We start from the raw sequence: 17,695 nt of genomic DNA, 5'->3' as shown, positions 1-17,695 counted from the left end.
TACTATTGTTTTCATATTTTCTTGACAGGCTCGTATTTGCGGCCTAAAGTGATATCACTTTGATTTCAAAGTGCCATCTATCAGGAGAAAGTATGAGTACTACCTCAGTGTCTGCGAGTGATAAAAAATTAATACAAGAGCGCTCCCGCCCATCGCTAGACGGTTATTTCATGATTATTGTTGGCCTGCTTCTTGTGGCAGGCGGTGCCTATAGTTTTATCGGTCTGGTTGGTGTGGGTGGCGACCCCAGTGTGCCGGGGGTATTGCTGCGTCTGGCTGTCGTCGTGGTGGGTATTTTCATCTTGACTGGCTTGTATATGCTGCAACCGAATGAAGCGGCTTTACTGTCGCTGTTTGGCCAGTACAAGGGGACAGATCGTAGTGAAGGCTTACGCTGGGTGAATCCTTTTTATTCCAAGCGCAAGCTCAGTTTGCGCGCCCGCACCCTGAACACGGCGCCTTTGAAGGTGAATGACAAACGCGGTAACCCGGTTGAAATTGGTGCTGCCATCATCTGGCGTGTGCAGGATACGGCGCTGGCAATTTACAATGTCGATGATTTTGAACGCTTCGTCAACATACAGGCAGAAGCTGCAATACGCCATCTGGCAACGCAGTATGCCTATGATGATGGTGAAGATCTTGCCGAAGGCGAAACGACCCTGCGGGCAGGCATGGATGTGGTTGCCGGTGCCATGCGTGACGAATTGCATAAGCGCTTTACCGCTGCCGGTGTCGATGTAGAAGATGCCAAGCTGACCCATCTGGCCTATGCCGCAGAAATTGCCCAGGTCATGTTGCGCCGTCAGCAGGCAGAAGCCATTATCAGCGCCCGCAAAAAAATTGTACATGGCGCAGTCAGTATGGTGGAAGCTGCATTGCAGGGTCTGTCAGAACGCAAGATATGTGAACTCGATGATGAAAGAAAAGCGGCCATGGTCAGCAATTTGCTGGTGGTGCTGTGTTCCGACAAGGAGACCCAGCCTGTCATCAATACCGGCACCTTGTACAACTAAAAGTTAATGGACCAAGCATATGCAACACCCTATTTATGTGGAAAGACAGTTATTCAAGTTTTTATGGATATTCATGCCTTTAATGGGCCTGGTTAACATGTGGATGCATATGCACGCTGATGGTTCTCGTCCTGTATGGGCACCATTCATCGTGCTGCTGGTTAATCTGCTGGTGTTACTGATATTGGGTAGCCTGACTATACGGGTAGATGCCACTCATCTGTCCTGGCGGTTTGGCTGGCTGGGTTGGCCGGTGTGGAAGGTCGCACTGGCTGACATCCAGGCGGCAGGGCCTACCAATACCAGTCTTCTGGATGGCTGGGGCATACGCAGAACCAGGCAAGGTATGCTGTATAACGCACATGGCAAGCAAGCGATACGTTTGATCATGCGTAATGGCAAGACCATACTCCTCGGTACGCAAGACCCGCAACGTCTGCTCAGCTATCTGACCCCACGTCTGAACGGCAGATAATGGCCAGCCCCGGAAAAAAATCCTTCCCCCTGCGTATCGATCCCGTGCTGTGGAACGAGATCGAACGTATGGCGGCTCAGGAGCTCCGCAGCGCCAATGCGCAGGTAGAATATCTGCTCAGGCAGGCATTGAAACAGCAGGGGCGGCATGTGCCCACCGCCAAGACAGCGTCTGAAGGTGTCAATAAAGATGGCGAGCAAATAGAGGATTAAGGATAAGGTAATATGGACGCAGAAGCGGGCAAATACAAAGCCAGCTATACTTGCAGCGACATGAATTATCTTGCCCACATCTACCTTGCACAGCACAGCGATAAAGCCATGCTGGGGGCCTTGCTCGGTGACTTTGTTAAACTGAAAGACACCGCGCTTTATCATACTGAAATCCAGACCGATATCCAGATACACCGGCAAGTCGATAGTTATACCGACAGCCATCCTATCGTCTTGCAGGCCAAAGGCATGTTCCAGGATCAGCATCGCCGCTATGCCGGTATCTTGCTGGATATCTTTTATGACCATGTGCTGAGCCAGCATTGGCCGCAAGGCAGCCCGGCTCCTCGTGAGGAATTGATACAGCGTTTTTATCGCGCCCTGCAAGAGCAATCAAAAATAGTTTTACCTGATAGTTTACAGGCAGCGCTGCCGAGTATGGTCCACCAGGATTGGCTGGGTTCATATAACGAATTTGATGGCGTCAGAATTGCCGTCGAGCGTACTTCGCAAAGGTTGTCAAAGAATGGTGATTTACTGCGTGCGGGTCTGGGTGATTTGCTCAGCAATTACGATGCATTGAGCGAAGGTTTCCAGGAATTTTTTCCTGAACTTATTCAGTACGTGGCTGAGCAGCGCCAACAAAAAACAGCTTTTCCAGCTTAGCAATGAAAAATTAGAAATTCAAAGCCTGCACCATGTCAAGATTTGGTTTCTCAACAAATGCCGCAAAATCATCACGCATACGTCCGCTTTCGCTGATCGCCAGTTTCCAGTTCAGTATGCGGAAATCGTGGTCAGTGCCATAGTAAAAAAAGTCTTTGCGGTCTGGCAGTTTGCTACGTGACAGGGTTCTCAAAAAAGCCGGCGACGGTGCGATCATCAGCACATTGTCCAGCCATTCGCGATTTCTGCCCAGACCGGCGCGGCGCCATGGCAGGGGTTTGTCCAGCCAGCCGGGTACGATATGGTCAGTGAAATGTGGATACAGTACCAGGCCACCATCCTTGTCACCGGCCACGCGTGAATATGGCAGCGCCAGGTGGTAATCGATAATGCCGCCATCCCAGTAGCTACCAGTTGGTGCGTGCGGTATATCTGCCACCGGCTCCATGATCAGTGGCAGCGTGCCAGAGGCCAACAGGGCCGGGGCCAGATTGTCTTCTGTCAGTTGGCAGAAATGTGTGTCAAAACTGTCAAAGCGCGCCTTCAGCCAGAACAGCGGGTCGCGCACGTCGCCAACCACCACCCTGTCCATATGCCTGGCAAGACGCGAGCGTGACGCCAGATTGGCAAAGCTGGCCGCTACAAAACCTGCCTTGGCCTTGTGCTGGGATTTGGGCGCATTCAGCAAACCGCGCCCACGTCCGGCCAGCAAATGCAGCCTGTGCAGTGGTTGATGCACGATATCTGATTCATGGCCGCCGATAAAGGCATGCAGTAGTTGCTGTATTTCGCGTGTGACGTATTGGGCTGTCGGTTTTTCCGGATAGCGCTGTTCACAATACAGATCCCCCAGACGTGCAAATGCCGCCACCGGGTCAGCCTGACTGGCCGCTGCCATGCGCCATGCACCGATGGATGCACCAATCAGCGTACGTTCACGTGGGGCGGTCGGCAACCATTCACCAAAAATCCATTGATCCAGCGCTTGCAGTATCAGCCCCTTGGGTCCACCTGCCGCAGCGGGAATGATGGCCACATCCTGCGCCCGCAAGCCATGCTGACGCAGATGGTCAAAGGCTTTACGACCGGCATGAATTTGGATCGCCGATTTCATTTGGTGGTGTGTAGTTGCATCATCGCTTCCGGGAACTTTCCTTCAACCAGCATGGGTAATACATCCAGACTTTTTGCTATCGCTTCATCGATCAGGCTTTGTTCTTCCTTGCGCGGGCGGTGCAAGACAAAGTCAGCCACACCCTGTTGCAGGTTCAGGCTGCGCGGATGGCCTATGCCTATGCGCAAGCGCCAATAATCCTGTGTGCCCAGTGCAGCGGTAATATCCTTGAGACCATTGTGTCCGCCGGATGAACCACCCTGTTTGAGTTTGGCCACACCAGGCAGCATATCCAGTTCATCATGCACCACCAGTACCTGGTCAGGCGTGATCTTGTAAAAGCGGCAGATGGCACCTACCGATTGGCCAGAACGGTTCATGAAGGTTTGTGGTTCCAGCAACCAGACTTCGTGACCGGCAATACGGGTCTTGCCAACCAGGGCATTAAAATTCTTGTCCCTTTGCAGGCTGGCCGGCAACTGGTCGACCAGCCAAAAGCCCGCATTGTGGCGGGTTTGTTCATATTCGGGGCCGGGGTTTCCCAGGCCAACTATCAGACGTATGCTCATGGTTGCGGCAGATTCTTTATTATGTTTTGCTGCGGCGCGCCGCGACGGATTAAATCCTATTATAACTAAGCGCTGTGGCGCACCTGTAAATATGGCCATGAGACCGCACTTATCAAGCGGCCACAGCCAGTAAAAAGCCGTATTTCCCGCAAAGGAAATACGGCTTTTTACCCACAAAGGGAAAACGATTATTTTGATTTTTTCAGCAATGGCAGCAGATATTTGCCAGTGACGCTATCCGGATTGGCTGCCACTTCTTCCGGCGTGCCAGTAGCAATAATTTTTCCGCCACCAGCGCCGCCTTCCGGTCCCAGATCAATCAGCCAATCAGCTGTTTTGATCACATCCAGATTATGTTCAATAATGACCAGTGTATTGCCCTGGTCACGCAGCTTGTGTATTACCTTCAGCAGCAGGGCAATGTCGTGGAAATGCAGGCCCGTGGTTGGTTCATCCAGAATGTACAGGGTGCGGCCAGTGTCACGTTTCGACAATTCCAGCGACAGCTTGACGCGCTGCGCTTCACCGCCCGACAGTGTTGTAGCACTTTGCCCCAGGCGTATATAACCCAGACCCACATCCAGCAGGGTTTGCAATTTGCGTGCGATGATGGGGACCACCTTGAAGAACTCAAACGCATCTTCCACTGTCATGCCCAGCACTTCATTGATGTTCTTGCCCTTGTAATGCACTTCCAGGGTTTCGCGGTTATAGCGCTTGCCGTGGCAGACATCGCAAGGCACATAGACGTCAGGCAAAAAGTGCATCTCAACCTTGATGACACCATCGCCCTGGCAGGCTTCACAACGGCCACCCTTGACATTGAATGAGAAACGGCCAGCGCTGTAGCCGCGTTCTTTTGCTGTCGGCACGGTGGCAAACAGGTCGCGTATCGGTGTGAACAAACCGGTGTAGGTCGCCGGGTTGGAACGTGGGGTGCGGCCGATAGGTGCCTGATCGACAGAAATAACTTTATCAAAATGTTCCAGACCGCTGACATGGTCAAACACGGCTGGTTCGGTTTGTGAACCATACAAGTGACGTGCAGCGACGTGGTACAGCGTGTCATTCACCAGCGTCGATTTGCCAGAGCCGGATACACCGGTGACGCAAGTCAGCAAGCCCACCGGCAATTTCATCGAGACTTTTTTCAGATTGTTGCCACGCGCACCGGCAATCAGCAATTGCTTGGCCGGGTCCGCTTTCGTACGCTTTTTAGGGACAGCAATTTCCAGCGCGCCGCTCAGGTATTGAGCTGTCAGCGAACGCTTGTTGCTCATGATGTCTTCCAGCGTACCCTGGGCGATAATTTCGCCACCATGTACACCTGCACCAATGCCCATGTCGACCACAAAGTCGGCGCAGCGTATGGCGTCTTCATCATGTTCCACCACTAGCACGCTATTGCCGATATCGCGCAAATGCTTGAGTGTGTCGATCAGCCTGTCATTGTCGCGCTGATGCAAGCCGATCGACGGTTCATCCAGCACATACATGACGCCAGTCAGGCCAGAGCCGATCTGTGATGCCAGGCGTATGCGCTGGGCTTCGCCACCAGACAGGGTATCAGCACTGCGTTCCAGTGACAGGTAATCCAGACCGACATTATTGAGGAAGGTAAGGCGGGCCGTGATTTCCTTGATGATGCGGTCGGCGATGTCGCGCTTGGCACCGGTCAGTTTCAGGTGTTCAAAGAAATGCAGGGTTTCGCGCAGCGGCATGGCGCTGATGTCGTAAATGGCTTTCTCTTGCTTGCCGGTACCGACCTTGACGAAACGTGCTTCGATGCGCAGGCGTGCCCCATTACAGGACGGGCATTGTTTTTCATTGATGAACTTGGCCAGCTCTTCCTTGACGGCCATCGAATCAGTTTCGCGATAACGGCGTTGCAGGTTGGTGACCACGCCTTCAAAACTATGCTCCTTGATGACGGTGCGGCCTTTTTCATTGATATAGGTGAACGGTATCTGTTGCTTGCCCGAGCCATACAAAATGATTTGTTGCGCTGATTCGGGCAACTGCTCGAAAGGCGTGTCGATATCAAATTCATAGTAGGCGGCCAGATTCGACAGCATCTGGAAATAGAACTGATTACGCCTGTCCCAGCCCTTGACTGCACCACTGGCCAGCGACAGATTAGGGAAGGCGACAATCCGTTTCGGATCAAAAAATTCTATATGTCCCAGGCCATCACATTCCGGGCAGGCACCCATGGGGTTATTGAAAGAGAACAGGCGTGGTTCCAGTTCTTGCAATGAATAACCACAGATAGGGCAGGCAAATTTGTTCGAGAATAATTGCTCATGATTGCTGTCCATATCCACAATCAGGGCGCGGCCATTTGCCAGTCGCAAGCAAGTCTCGAAAGACTCTGCCAGACGCTGCTTGATGTCTGCCTTGACCTTGACACGGTCTACCACGACGTCAATGGTGTGCTTCTCGGTTTTCTTCAGCTTGGGCAGGTTATCGACTTCATATATTTTGGCGTCATGCGTGCCGCTCTGCACGCGAAAGCGCACAAAACCCTGTGCCTGCATCTGCTCAAACAAATCCATGTGCTCGCCCTTGCGGTTGGCAACCACCGGGGCCAGTATCATCAGCTTGGTATCTTCCGGCATGGCCAGCACGGCATCCACCATTTGCGATACTGATTGTGCCGCCAGCGGGTTTTCAGGGTGGTCAGGGCAATATGGCGTACCGACGCGTGCATACAGCAGACGCAGGTAATCATGAATCTCGGTGACCGTACCGACTGTCGAACGCGGATTATGCGACGTGGCTTTTTGTTCGATGGAAATGGCTGGTGACAGACCTTCAATCAAGTCCACATCCGGTTTTTCCATCAACTGCAAAAATTGACGCGCATAGGCCGACAGCGATTCCACATAACGGCGCTGGCCTTCGGCATACAGCGTATCAAACGCCAGTGAAGACTTGCCCGAACCCGACAGACCGGTGATGACCACCAGCTTGTTGCGCGGCAGGTCCAGGCTGATGTTTTTCAGATTGTGCGTGCGGGCGCCGCGTACGCGTATCAAGTCCCGCTTTTGTGCCAACTGGATGTCGTTGGCATCAAAATCGATTTCTGCGGGTTTAGCCGCTTTTGCTGCTTTTGTACGTGTGGTCATGGTATTGGAGCTGAATTTGGGCCGAATTGGGGGAAGTAGGCGTGCAACCTGATACTATAACGGGTTTTGAAAATTACCGTGGGCTCGTCTTTGCTTTATGTAAGTTAAATTGATCAGGCGGGTTTTGAATATGACTATTGCAACACCTTCAGATGCTTCTGCGCTGAATGAAATGGAACCTGCCGGCATGAGCCGGCAAGAGATCAGCGCCAGTACCTCGCTGGCATCCATCTTTGCCCTGCGTATGCTGGGCCTGTTCCTGATCCTGCCGGTTTTTGCCATCCATGCCAAAACCTTGCCGGATGGCGATAACGCCAGCCTGATCGGCCTGGCCATGGGTATATATGGACTGAGCCAGGCATTCGGGCAGATACCTTTTGGCATCGCCTCAGACAAGTTCGGACGCAAGCGTATCATCGTGATTGGCCTGCTGCTGTTTGCCATTGGTGCTTTTGTTGCCGCATCGGCAAGCACGGTGGTTGGCGTCATCATTGGCCGGGCCATCCAGGGTGCAGGGGCGATTTCTGCCGCCATTACCGCTCTGATCGCCGACTCTACCCGTGAAGAACACCGTACCAAGGCAATGGCCATGGTCGGCGGCTCTATCGGCCTCACGTTTGCGTTTTCGTTGGTGGCTGCACCACTGTTGTATCAAAGCATAGGCATGGGTGGCATTTTTGCCATGACCGGCGTGCTGGCCCTGGTCGGCATTGCCGTCGTAGTGTTTGTGACACCAGATGCCCCTGCCGTTCGCCATGCGCCGGTACCGTTTTCCGTCATTCTTAAAAACCGTGAGCTGATGCGCCTGAATTACGGCGTGTTTGCCCTGCATATGACACAGATGGCCATGTTTGTCGTCGTGCCATCTGCCTTGGTGCAATATGCCGACTTGCCGGTGGCAGCCCACTGGAAAGTGTATTTGCCCGTCATGTTTGCTTCATTTATTGCCATGTTGCCAGCAATCTTCATCGGTGAAAAATTTGGCAAAATGAAACAGGTATTTGTGGTTGCAATTGCTTTATTATTATTAGTTGAACTGGGTTTGTGGCAATACTTGCAGTCCCCGGTCATGCTGGTGATTTTGTTGTTTGTTTTTTTCATTGCCTTCAATATTCTGGAGGCATGTCAGCCTTCGCTGGTATCACGTATTGCCCCGCCCGCAGCCAAAGGGGCTGCTCTCGGTGTGTACAACACCTTGCAGGCCATAGGCCTGTTCTGTGGTGGTGCGCTGGGAGGCTGGATAAAGCAGCATATGGCAGCTTCATCCGTTTTTGTTGTAAGCGCGGTCCTGACAGCGATATGGCTGCTTATCGCTGTCAATATGCCAAATATACCCAAACGCAGCAAAGCTGCCGTTGGGGCAGAGGCTTAAATTAATTTGTATCAGGAAACTTCAGGAGAAACATATGGCATCAGTGAACAAGGTCATTATCGTCGGCAACCTTGGGAGAGACCCGGAAACCCGTTATATGCCATCAGGCGATGCAATGACCAGCATCACCGTGGCAACCACCGATAGCTGGAAAGACAAATCCAGCGGTGAAAAGAAAGAACAGACCGAATGGCACCGCATCACCTTCTTCGGCAAGCTGGCAGAAATCGCTGGCCAGTATCTGAAAAAAGGCTCACAAGTGTACGTAGAAGGCAGCCTGCGCACCCGTAAATACACCGATAAAGACGGCGTAGAAAAATACGCAACCGACATCAAAGCCGACAGCATGCAAATGCTGGGCAGCCGCCAGGGCATGGGCGGCGGCGCACCTATGGATGACAGCGGCTACGGCGGCGGTGGCGGCGGAGCACCAGCCCCACGCCCACAGGCAGCACCACAACAACGCCAGGCACCAGCATCACGCCCAGCACCGAATTTCTCGGATATGGATGATGATATTCCGTTTTAACGAATAGGTTTTAAGCATTGCAAATAAAATCCCATTTCTCCTATGAGAAATGGGATTTTTTGTTTGTTTATACTTGAAATGAAAATTAGTTAAGATGCATGCTTATCTAATAACCATCAATAATGTAAACAAGTGGAATATTTTGAAGACCTTGGTATCCGCAATCTCGTATTTGCTTCCGGTGAGAGATTTCCTCTTATTATTGCAAATGATACAGGCGTTCCTAATTTTGAAATTACATTTTATGTGTTAACGCAACTCCGTTCTCGAAATCTATCAACCTCTACAATCACTGTAGCCAGCAGAGCAATTATGTTCGTACTTCAATTACTGGCGCAAATGAGAGTTGATCTTCAGGAGAGAATTTATAAAGGAAGGCTGCTTGAGGCAGGGGAACTTGAGCGACTTATTGATGGTTTCTCTTGGCCCTATGAGCATCTTCGAAAAAAAACGGCGAACTCGTCCATCGTCATGGACTAACACTGCCTTCAGTAGGGAGGATTCCACTCACCACAGGCCATTTAAGCAAAGGGAGCGACCTAGCATGATTCTCAACGCGGAAGCGATTCTCTATCCGAAACTTCAGCACGTTGGCTTGTTGACGGGTAACCTGCAACGGCTTCTGGACTGGTACACGCCCGTCCTCGGTATGCGTCTAGTCAGCGCGTCCAGCAATCCAACCGCCGCCGCTGTCGATGCTCCGGCAGCAGCCATCAAGGCCGCCTTCATGAGCAATGACGATGTGAGCCATCGGCTTGCGGTCATCGAAGTTCCCGGCCTCATCGAAGATCCTGAGCGCTCTCGGCACCAGCGAGTTCAGAATCTGGCGTTTGAACTCGGTTCGCTTGACGACCTGCTAGGCACGTATCTCCGCCTAAAGCTGATCGGCGTAGTGCCGGTGTTCTCTGTGGATGAAGGGCCGCAGACAGCGCTCTACTATGAGGACCCCGATCGCAACAGCGTCGAGATCAACGTCAACAACTACACTGATCGATGGGCTGCACAGGATCACATGCAGACATCCTCCGCATTTGCACGCAAGCCGCTGGGCATCGATATCGATCCGGACAAGTTGGTGACAGCGCGAGAGGGGGGCGCTACGCCCTGGGAGTTGCACTTGCGCGCCTGGCAGGAGGAGTTTTTGCCTCAGGCGGCCTTCGATATATCAAAAGTAGTTTGACCGCAGATATACCCGGCTGGTGCTGACCTGCAAAACTAACCTGGTGTCCCCGAGACAGGCGACATAATCTAGCTGGCGCAGGGTGGTGTTGGCGCCGACCTAAGATCGGACCAAGCGGTCGAATTTAGTTGACCTGGCAAGATTCCTGCAACCGTAGGCTCGACGCGGCTTTTACAGGCGAATTCTCTGCCAGGCACAATCGACGCCGTGGATCAATTTGGCGTAGGCACCAACACCCCTACTTATCATGTCCAGAAAAAGGTAGTAAAAACGGTCCAGAGTGTTGATCCGTTAGTGTGTTGTTGTCGGTAGTTCCGTTCATCCGTTGGGCTATGCTCCAACGGGTGGATCTATCGATTCTTATGCTGCACTGGCCCTTGCTTTGATCAGACGTTCCAGCGCCGGTAACGCCGGACTGGCTAGCGTACGACTGACGTTGAAGCGCATCTTCGACGCGGCATGTCTTTCAAGCGAAAACAGGACGCCAGGCGCCAGCAGGTGGCCCTGTTTCAACAGCTCGTCGGCCAACGGCATGGCGTCGAGATCGTGCGGCAGCGTCGCCCACACGTACATGCCCGCGCTGGTATCGAGGTCCACGGTGCAGCCGAGCGCACCCAGTGCATCGATGACCGGCTGCCGGCACTCGTCGAGCCGGCTGCGCAGCTGCGCGCAATGATGGCGGTAGCCGCCCTGCGACAGCAACTGGTAGATCACGCGCTCGCCGATCGACTGCGCCGCGATCTCGCTGACGGTCCGGTACACCTGCAGCCAATCCAGGATCTTCGCGTTCGCGCACATGTAACCGACTCGCAGACCGGGTGCGATCGTTTTCGAAAAACTGCCGATGTAGATGACGCGCTGCAGCTGATCCAAGCTCGCGAGCCGGGTCGCGGGGACCGTGGCGCCGGGCGGCATCAGGTCGCAGTACGTGTCGTCCTCGACGATGATCAGGTCGAATTCTTCCGCCAGGCGCAGGATCTGGAACGCCTTATGCGGCGAGATGTGGCTGGACGTCGGGTTGTGCAGTACCGAATTGCAGAAGAAGAACCTCGGGCGATGCCGCGTGCAGTAGTCACGCAGGGCATCGAGGTTCGGACCGTCGGCTTCGCGCGGGACCCGTAACATTTCCAGGCCGGAGGCCAACAGGCGGTCGCGCAGCAGGAAGGAACAAGGGTCTTCGACCAGCACATGCTCACCGGGTGTCCTCAGCCAAGCCAGGACGATCAGGTGCAGCGCATGCGTGGCACCGGTCGTGACCATGATGCGCGCCACTGGCGCATCGATGTGCAGGTCGCGCAGCTTAGCCTGCAACTGCTGGCGCAACGGCAGATAGCCCAACGTGTCGCCGTAGCCCGTGAGGCTGCGCATGCTGCCCCGCGCCACGGAGCGCATGGCCTTGGCAAGGCCGTTCTCGTCCAGCCAGTCGGAGGGCAACAAGCCGAGACCCGGCATGCTGGAGAGATTTCCTGCAGGCTGCACTAGTTGGAAACGCCACCAGGCAGGCAGCGTCGGCAGCGCTCCGGTCTCGATGGGCGCCTGCACTGGCCTGCGCTGCGCCCGAACGAAGAATCCCGACCCGGCGCGCGACTCCAGGTGCCCGTGCGCGACCAACTTGTCGTACGCGCGCGCGACAGTGTCCCTGCTCACTTCGCACTCGTCGGCCAGCTGGCGTACCGAGTGTATGCGCTTGGCCGGAGCCAACCGGCCCGACTGTATCTCGGCAACGATGCGGTCGAAGATGCGGTCCACCAGCGACGTACGTTTGCAGCCTCCGGCCGCCGAGGTGATCGCTTCCTTGTTGAACGTGACTGCGGGGCGATGAACGGGACGTCCGCGGGACATGAGGTCTCCTGGCAAGCGGCGCGAATTCCTACATGATGAATTCGTCAGTACGAAAAGAAGGATATGCGCTAATACTGTACTGTTGTTACAGGAGTATGACGGAATATATTGATGATACTAACTTCCATTATAAAGGGTGTCCATCATGCATCGCAAGAATTCACGTTTAGCCCTACGCCAGGTGATTCTTCCCGGCGCGCTCGCCGGCATCTTCGCCTTGAGCGCGCCGTCCGGCGTCCAGGCCCAGCAGGCTCCGGCCGCCGACAACGTAACTTCGTTGCATGATTACGACCTGAAAGCGGGCCCGCTCGTGCAGACGCTCGAAGCGATCGAAAAAATCAGTGGCCGCCGCATCGACTTCGATCGCGCCGACCTGGCCAAGGGGCGCGCCAAAGCGGTGAACGGCAACTTGAGCGCCGCTGCGGCCGTCGTCCAGGCACTGGCCGGCACGCGCTACGTTCTGCAAGACGACGGCGTCGGCACCCTCGGCGTCACGCCGGGTGCGACGGTCGAGGTGGTGGCGCGGCGTGACCAGGCAGAGACGGAGTTCAAGGCGGACCGCTCGGATACCTCCACGCGCAGCGGCACGAGCCTGCACATGGTGCCGGGCTCGGTCACCCTCATCACGAGCAAGGTGCTGGAATCGCAGCAGGCGACGGACCTGACCGAGGCACTGCGCAACGTCAGCGGCATGAACATCGCCAAGTCGCCGCAGAGCAACACGACGTTTGGCGTGCGCGGTTTCACCGCGAGCTCATACTCGAACGGCATTACCGACAACAGCGCCGTTTATCGAAGTGTGTTCGCCGTGGAGCGCGTCGAGGTGCTGAAGGGACCGCAGGCGATCTTGTCGGGCGGCGATTCGCTGGGCGGCGCGGTGAGCATCGTTGTCAAAAAGCCACAGGCGAACATGATCCGCGACCTGACCGTGCAATACGGGTCGTTCGGCGACAAGACAGTCGGGGCTGACCTGTCGGGCAAAATCGGCGACGACGAGCGGTTCACGTACCGGACGGTCGGCAGCATACAGGACGTGAGTCACACCCAGGTTGGCATGGACGGCAAGAAGAGCAGGTCGATCTTGCAAGCGCTGCGCTGGAAGGATGGCAAGACCGACTTCATCGTCAGTGCCGATTACTCGAACGACAAGAGCCCGCTGGAACGCTACACGTTTGCGCGCCGCGATGGCGTGATCCTGCCCGTGCCGAACCGGCTGCTGGGCAATCCCGCCGACGGCGTCGACGTCAAAGTGCGGCGCTTCGGCTACCAGTTGGAACACAAGTTCAGCGACGAACTCGTGCTGGTCAGCCGCCTGCAAAGCACCCACCAGGATTTCGACCTGCACATCTCGTCGGCGGACGGCCTTGCGTACGAGAAGGGCGCTCTGTCGGACTCGCCGAAACCCGACATGCTGTTCTACGCGTCGCGGACGCTGCGGCCGGAGGACACGCTCAGCGGCGACCACTACATGCGGCTCACCTTCCCGACGGGCGAGGTGCGCCACAAGCTCTCGGTCGGTTTCAACCATACGAACGACGAGCAGGGCCTAACGCAGTATTCCGGCGATGCCGTGAGTGTCCCGGTGTATTCGTCGACGCCATACAACTTCCAGGATCTGCGCGACCGTGCAACCACGCTGACCTTTACTAGCCCCCTGAGCCAGCGCCAGCGCGGCATCTACGTGCAGGACTTGATGACTTACGAGAAGTGGAACCTGCTGGTCAACTTGCGGCGTACCCGCTACAGCACGCCCGGGATCACGACCACCTTCTACGCCACGCCGGAAAATTTCACGTCCGAGGATCCGGCTAGGACGACCTATCACACATCCCCGGGTGCAGGCTTGGTGTACCAGCTCAATGACGAGACGTCGCTGTACGCCAGTTACGCAGAGGGCTTTCAGCCGGGTACGACCCTGGCGTGCGGCGGCGGTTTCGTGCCGCCCGTGCAGACCCGCAACCGCGAAATCGGCGCAAAGTTTGACCTGTTTGACAGCAAATTCACCCTCACGACGAGTGCATTCTCACTGCAGCAATCGAACTCGCTGCTCTACGACCGCGTCAATGATTGCTACAACCCGCGCAAGGGGCAGCGTACCCAGGGCGCGGAAATCGATGCGCAAGGCCGGCTACTGCCCGGGCTGGAAGCGATCTTCAACTACACCTACACGCAGGTCAAGGACGTGGGCGACGCCACGGTGCAGTTCGCCGCGCAGCCGAAGCATAAGGCAAACCTGTGGGTCGTGTACAAATTCCAGCGGGCCGAACTGAAGGGCCTCGGGGTCGGCGCGGGCATCTCGGGGAACAGCAGCAGCCTCGGATCGGTGTACCAGCCGTTCACCGTGCCAGGCGGCGCCCAAGTAGACGCCAGCGTTTACTATACGACGGGGCCCTGGAGCGCGACGGTGGGTGTGAAGAACGTGTTCAACCGCCTGCTGTACAGCACAACGACCGGCAATTCGTACATCCCGGTCGTGACCAGCCGCGTGTACGCACTGACGGTCAAGCGCAGCTTCCAGTAATAACAGGGCACGAACGATGCATAAAACGCTGCACACACCACTCAGACCCAGTCTTTCCACCCTGGCGTTCAGCTACTGGCGACAGACGGGAAGCTGGAAAGTCTACGCCATGCTCGCCTTCATGCTGGCCAGTATCTTTGGTGGCGCGTCGCTCTCCATCTGGGCCAACCAGTTGTTGGGCGAGGTGACGGATGCCCTGCTGACCATGAAATGGGACAATATCTGGCCGGTGCTGGCGGCCTCTATCGTCGCCGGACTGTGCATCGGCACGGTGTCGGTCGCCAGCTTGGCGGTACAGAACTTCCTCGAGCTCCGCTGGCGCACGTGGATGACAGAGAAGCTCCAGCGAGAATGGCTGGCGGCGCATGCCTTCTACGACATCGAACGGGAAGGCATGCTGTCAAACGCCGACCAGCGGATCGCGGAAGATGTCCGCTTGTTTACGATGCAATCGCTCGCCCTGTTCTTCAATTTCCTGAGCATGGTCGTCAGCATGGTCAGCTATACCGCACTGCTGTGGGGCATGTCGCGCGTGGTGCGGTTCGAGATCGCCGGCACGACGTTCGCCATTCCTGGCATGCTGGTCTTCATCGCCTACGCCTACAACATCGGCAGCCTGACGCTGACGCATTGGGTTGGCAAGCGGCTCGTCGGCCTGAACATGGAAAAGCAGACCGTGGAAGCGGACTTCCGATACGGTGCCATGCAGATCCGGGAAAACGCGGAACAGATCGCCTTCTACGGCGGCGCCGAGACGGAGCGGCGCCGCCTGACCGGTCTGTTCGCCCGGGTCCAACACAATACGGCCTCGCTGATCGTCCGGCGCACCAAGGTTATGCTGACCTCGTCCGTGTACATTCATCTGTTCACCGGCCTGCCAACCATTGCCGCGCTGCCGCTGTACCTGACCGGCCAGATCACGCTGGGCGGCGTGGTCAGCATTGCCGGCGCGTTCAGCATGCTCAGCAATACGCTGAGCTTTTTCAGCCAGTCGTACCAGGCGGCCGCCGAATGGATCGCCCTCGCCAACCGCCTGCGCGACCTGGAGTGGGCTATTCACAAGGCGCGCCTGCGCCAGAGCGGCTTTGCCTTGACGCACCAGCCGGTGCCGGTGCTGGCTACCGGCCCGCTGACGCTGCTCGATCCGATGCGGCGCACGCTGACGCGCCTTGGCCCACTGCGCATCGCGCCGGGCGAGCGCTGGATCGTGCGCGGCCCGTCCGGCGTCGGCAAGAGTACCCTGCTGCGCGTGCTAGCAGGCCTGTGGCCATACGGCGCCGGCGACGTGAAGCTCCCCGAAGGCGCGGCGGTGATGTTCGTTCCGCAGCGCAGCTACCTGCCGACGGGGCCGTTCAAGCAGGCGCTGTGCTACCCGTGCGCGGCCGAGGATTTCGACGACGATAGCTGCCGCCGGGTGCTCGCGCAATGTGGGCTCGACCAACGGATCAAGGACCTTGCCGCCTACGACAACTGGCAGCATCAGTTGTCGGGCGGCGAACAGCAACGGGTTGCGTTCGCGCGTATCCTGCTGCATGTGCCGGACTTCGTCTTCCTCGACGAGGCGACCAGCGCGCTCGATCCCGAGTTGGAGACCCGCCTCTACACGGCCCTCGTCGAGTCGCTGCCGCATGCGGCGATCGTCAGCGTCGCGCACCGGCAGGATCTGGCTCGTTTCCACGACCATGTGCTCGACGTTGGCACTGTGAGCGATGCCGCACCCACCTCCTGACGGCTCGCATAACTGTACTGAAATTACCTGCGGTACCGTCTGACAAAAATTTGCTGTTGCTCCTGGGTGTACTCCGTGACATGACTGTTAATCTGGGTGTGCTGGCTTCTCGCAATCTAAATAGGAAACAAATATGACTTCGTCCATCCTCAACACCACCGATGCGTCTTTCGACACCGACGTTCTCGCGGTCCCCGGACTCGTGCTGGTCGACTTCTGGGCCGACTGGTGCGGCCCATGCAAGGCGCTCGCCCCCATCCTCGCCGACCTCGCCGACGAATATCCCGAAGTGCGCATCGTCAAGGTCAATGCGGACGAGAACCGCGAGCTCAGCGAACGGCTCGCCGTGCGCGGTCTGCCGTCCCTACTGCTGTTCTTGAACGGCGTCGAATGCGCCCGCCTGCTCGGCACCCAATCCAAAACACGGCTTGCGGCCCTGCTCAACGACAAACTGGAGGCCTGAATGAGTCTGAACGCCTATCAATCCAACCCGGCCCTACGTGACGCGGCCATCGAGCGTCTGCGCCGCAATGCCGCGGACCAGCGCTTGGACCCGGGACCACTCAAGTGGAACGGCGACAAGGGCAGCTTGGTCGGCTGCATCCTTGAAAGCGACGACCTGACTCAATGGGAGCAAACGCTCGGTCTGCCGCAATGGCTGGCAACGACCGCCGATGGCGTCGCCGCCGCGCAGGAATCTGTCGACGCCGCGCTGGCGTTCGGTATCGACCTCCTGAGCGCCGTCCGTCCCGGGTCGGACGTGTCGCGGGTGGGCAGCGCCGTGGTCATGAGTGTCCTGGCCGATGCCCATGAATTCATCGGCAAGCTGACGGAAATTCCGGCCGAACTGAAACACCTGTCCGAACAGGTACAGGGCCTGCAACGTAGGGTGCTTGAAGGCGAGCGCCCGGCGCCGGCCGAGTGGCGTCCCTTGCGCCGCGCCGCGACGGCGTTGACCGATACGTTAGAGTCGGAATTGCTGAAAAGCCTGGCGACATGCGTCGAGACTGCGGTTTGGGATCCGACGACGTCAAAGGCGGTCGTGTTCGACACCCTGCGCGTCTACAGCAAGGCCGCCGGACACAAGGCCGATGCGGAATCCGGCTTCACGGCCGAGCACGACAAAGATATCCGCGCCCATCTCAAACTGATGTGGGACACGCACCTGGCCGCCACGCCCGAGTTGCAGGAACAGGGTATTACCGTGTTCTCGCTACTCGAAGAGCACCATCCGGACGTCGCGACCAAGGTCAAATGGAAAATGCAACTTGACCGTGACGCCTACGCCTACGCAAACCGCCGTGCCGCCGATGTCCTGATCGCACAACTGAAACGCACCTGA

The 17,695-nt window shown here is 56.6% G+C and carries 16 protein-coding genes; 12 read left to right on the top strand and 4 right to left on the bottom strand.

Translation table 11 applies throughout. The features are described from left to right. Nucleotides 1–92 precede the first annotated feature (92 nt). Genes ACO0LK_RS03025 through ACO0LK_RS03010 form a run of 4 tightly spaced genes read left to right on the top strand, consistent with a single transcriptional unit; the run spans nucleotide 93 to nucleotide 2,369 of the window. Nucleotides 93–1,016, top strand: a complete 924-nt coding sequence (locus ACO0LK_RS03025) for an SPFH domain-containing protein (RefSeq protein ID WP_422972041.1) — start codon at nucleotides 93–95, stop codon at nucleotides 1,014–1,016. 19 nt (nucleotides 1,017–1,035) lie between these two features. Next, on the top strand, nucleotides 1,036–1,491 hold the full coding sequence (locus tag ACO0LK_RS03020; protein ID WP_422972039.1) for a hypothetical protein: 456 nt from the start codon (nucleotides 1,036–1,038) through the stop codon (nucleotides 1,489–1,491). Continuing rightward, on the top strand, nucleotides 1,491–1,703 hold the full coding sequence (locus ACO0LK_RS03015; protein ID WP_422972037.1) for a hypothetical protein: 213 nt from the start codon (nucleotides 1,491–1,493) through the stop codon (nucleotides 1,701–1,703). Before ACO0LK_RS03020 ends, ACO0LK_RS03015 begins: the two co-directional genes overlap by 1 nt. A 12-nt stretch (nucleotides 1,704–1,715) precedes the next feature. Continuing rightward, nucleotides 1,716–2,369 carry an ACP phosphodiesterase gene (locus tag ACO0LK_RS03010; RefSeq protein WP_422972035.1) on the top strand — a complete coding sequence of 218 codons (654 nt, stop codon included), beginning with the start codon at nucleotides 1,716–1,718 and terminating at the stop codon, nucleotides 2,367–2,369. Between the two features lie 10 nt (nucleotides 2,370–2,379). On the opposite strand, the gene ACO0LK_RS03005 is transcribed toward ACO0LK_RS03010, so the two are convergent. The 3 genes from ACO0LK_RS03005 to uvrA all read right to left on the bottom strand — a co-directional run bounded on the left by ACO0LK_RS03005 (nucleotide 2,380) and on the right by uvrA (nucleotide 7,180). Then, nucleotides 2,380–3,483, bottom strand: coding sequence for a patatin-like phospholipase family protein (locus ACO0LK_RS03005; RefSeq protein WP_422972033.1), 1,104 nt, complete (start codon nucleotides 3,481–3,483; stop codon nucleotides 2,380–2,382). Next, nucleotides 3,480–4,052: an aminoacyl-tRNA hydrolase gene (gene pth, locus ACO0LK_RS03000; RefSeq protein ID WP_422972031.1), complete on the bottom strand. Its 573-nt coding sequence runs from the start codon at nucleotides 4,050–4,052 to the stop codon at nucleotides 3,480–3,482. Before pth ends, ACO0LK_RS03005 begins: the two co-directional genes overlap by 4 nt. Nucleotides 4,053–4,240: 188 nt before the next feature. Next, complete coding sequence (gene uvrA / locus ACO0LK_RS02995) at nucleotides 4,241–7,180, bottom strand: excinuclease ABC subunit UvrA (protein WP_186947745.1); 2,940 nt, start codon at nucleotides 7,178–7,180, stop codon at nucleotides 4,241–4,243. A gap of 187 nt (nucleotides 7,181–7,367) precedes the next feature. Between uvrA and ACO0LK_RS02990 the strand changes: the two genes are divergently transcribed. From ACO0LK_RS02990 to ACO0LK_RS02975, 4 genes are all read left to right on the top strand, one after another. After that, the gene (locus tag ACO0LK_RS02990; RefSeq protein ID WP_422972455.1) at nucleotides 7,368–8,552 is read left to right on the top strand and encodes an MFS transporter; all 1,185 of its coding nucleotides are present in this window, start codon (nucleotides 7,368–7,370) and stop codon (nucleotides 8,550–8,552) included. A 34-nt stretch (nucleotides 8,553–8,586) separates the two neighbouring features. Next, nucleotides 8,587–9,081, top strand: coding sequence for a single-stranded DNA-binding protein (gene ssb / locus ACO0LK_RS02985; protein ID WP_422972029.1), 495 nt, complete (start codon nucleotides 8,587–8,589; stop codon nucleotides 9,079–9,081). Nucleotides 9,082–9,213: 132 nt separating this feature from the next. Further along, nucleotides 9,214–9,561, top strand: a complete 348-nt coding sequence (locus ACO0LK_RS02980) for a hypothetical protein (RefSeq protein WP_422972027.1) — start codon at nucleotides 9,214–9,216, stop codon at nucleotides 9,559–9,561. A gap of 64 nt (nucleotides 9,562–9,625) precedes the next feature. Continuing rightward, nucleotides 9,626–10,261 (top strand): VOC family protein, encoded by a 636-nt coding sequence (locus ACO0LK_RS02975; RefSeq protein WP_422972025.1) that lies wholly within the window; start codon nucleotides 9,626–9,628, stop codon nucleotides 10,259–10,261. 360 nt (nucleotides 10,262–10,621) lie between these two features. Here the strand turns inward: ACO0LK_RS02975 and ACO0LK_RS02970 are convergent, their stop codons facing one another. Next, nucleotides 10,622–12,103: a PLP-dependent aminotransferase family protein gene (locus ACO0LK_RS02970; RefSeq protein ID WP_422972023.1), complete on the bottom strand. Its 1,482-nt coding sequence runs from the start codon at nucleotides 12,101–12,103 to the stop codon at nucleotides 10,622–10,624. A gap of 145 nt (nucleotides 12,104–12,248) precedes the next feature. Between ACO0LK_RS02970 and ACO0LK_RS02965 the strand changes: the two genes are divergently transcribed. The 4 genes from ACO0LK_RS02965 (at nucleotide 12,249) to ACO0LK_RS02950 (ending at nucleotide 17,695) form a co-directional block, all read left to right on the top strand. Continuing rightward, nucleotides 12,249–14,624: a TonB-dependent siderophore receptor gene (locus tag ACO0LK_RS02965; RefSeq protein WP_422972021.1), complete on the top strand. Its 2,376-nt coding sequence runs from the start codon at nucleotides 12,249–12,251 to the stop codon at nucleotides 14,622–14,624. 16 nt (nucleotides 14,625–14,640) lie between these two features. Then, a complete protein-coding gene (locus ACO0LK_RS02960) occupies nucleotides 14,641–16,353 on the top strand; it encodes an ABC transporter ATP-binding protein/permease (protein WP_422972019.1) in 1,713 nt (570 codons plus the stop codon). Nucleotides 16,354–16,486: 133 nt separating this feature from the next. Continuing rightward, nucleotides 16,487–16,816 (top strand): thioredoxin, encoded by a 330-nt coding sequence (gene trxA / locus ACO0LK_RS02955; protein ID WP_422972017.1) that lies wholly within the window; start codon nucleotides 16,487–16,489, stop codon nucleotides 16,814–16,816. Further along, complete coding sequence (locus ACO0LK_RS02950) at nucleotides 16,817–17,695, top strand: hypothetical protein (protein WP_422972015.1); 879 nt, start codon at nucleotides 16,817–16,819, stop codon at nucleotides 17,693–17,695.

The organism is Undibacterium sp. Ji49W, assembly GCF_049340205.1.
Lineage (GTDB): Bacteria > Pseudomonadota > Gammaproteobacteria > Burkholderiales > Burkholderiaceae_D > Undibacterium.
Note: the sequence above shows the minus strand (reverse complement) of the source record. Positions and strands in the feature narration are given on the sequence as shown.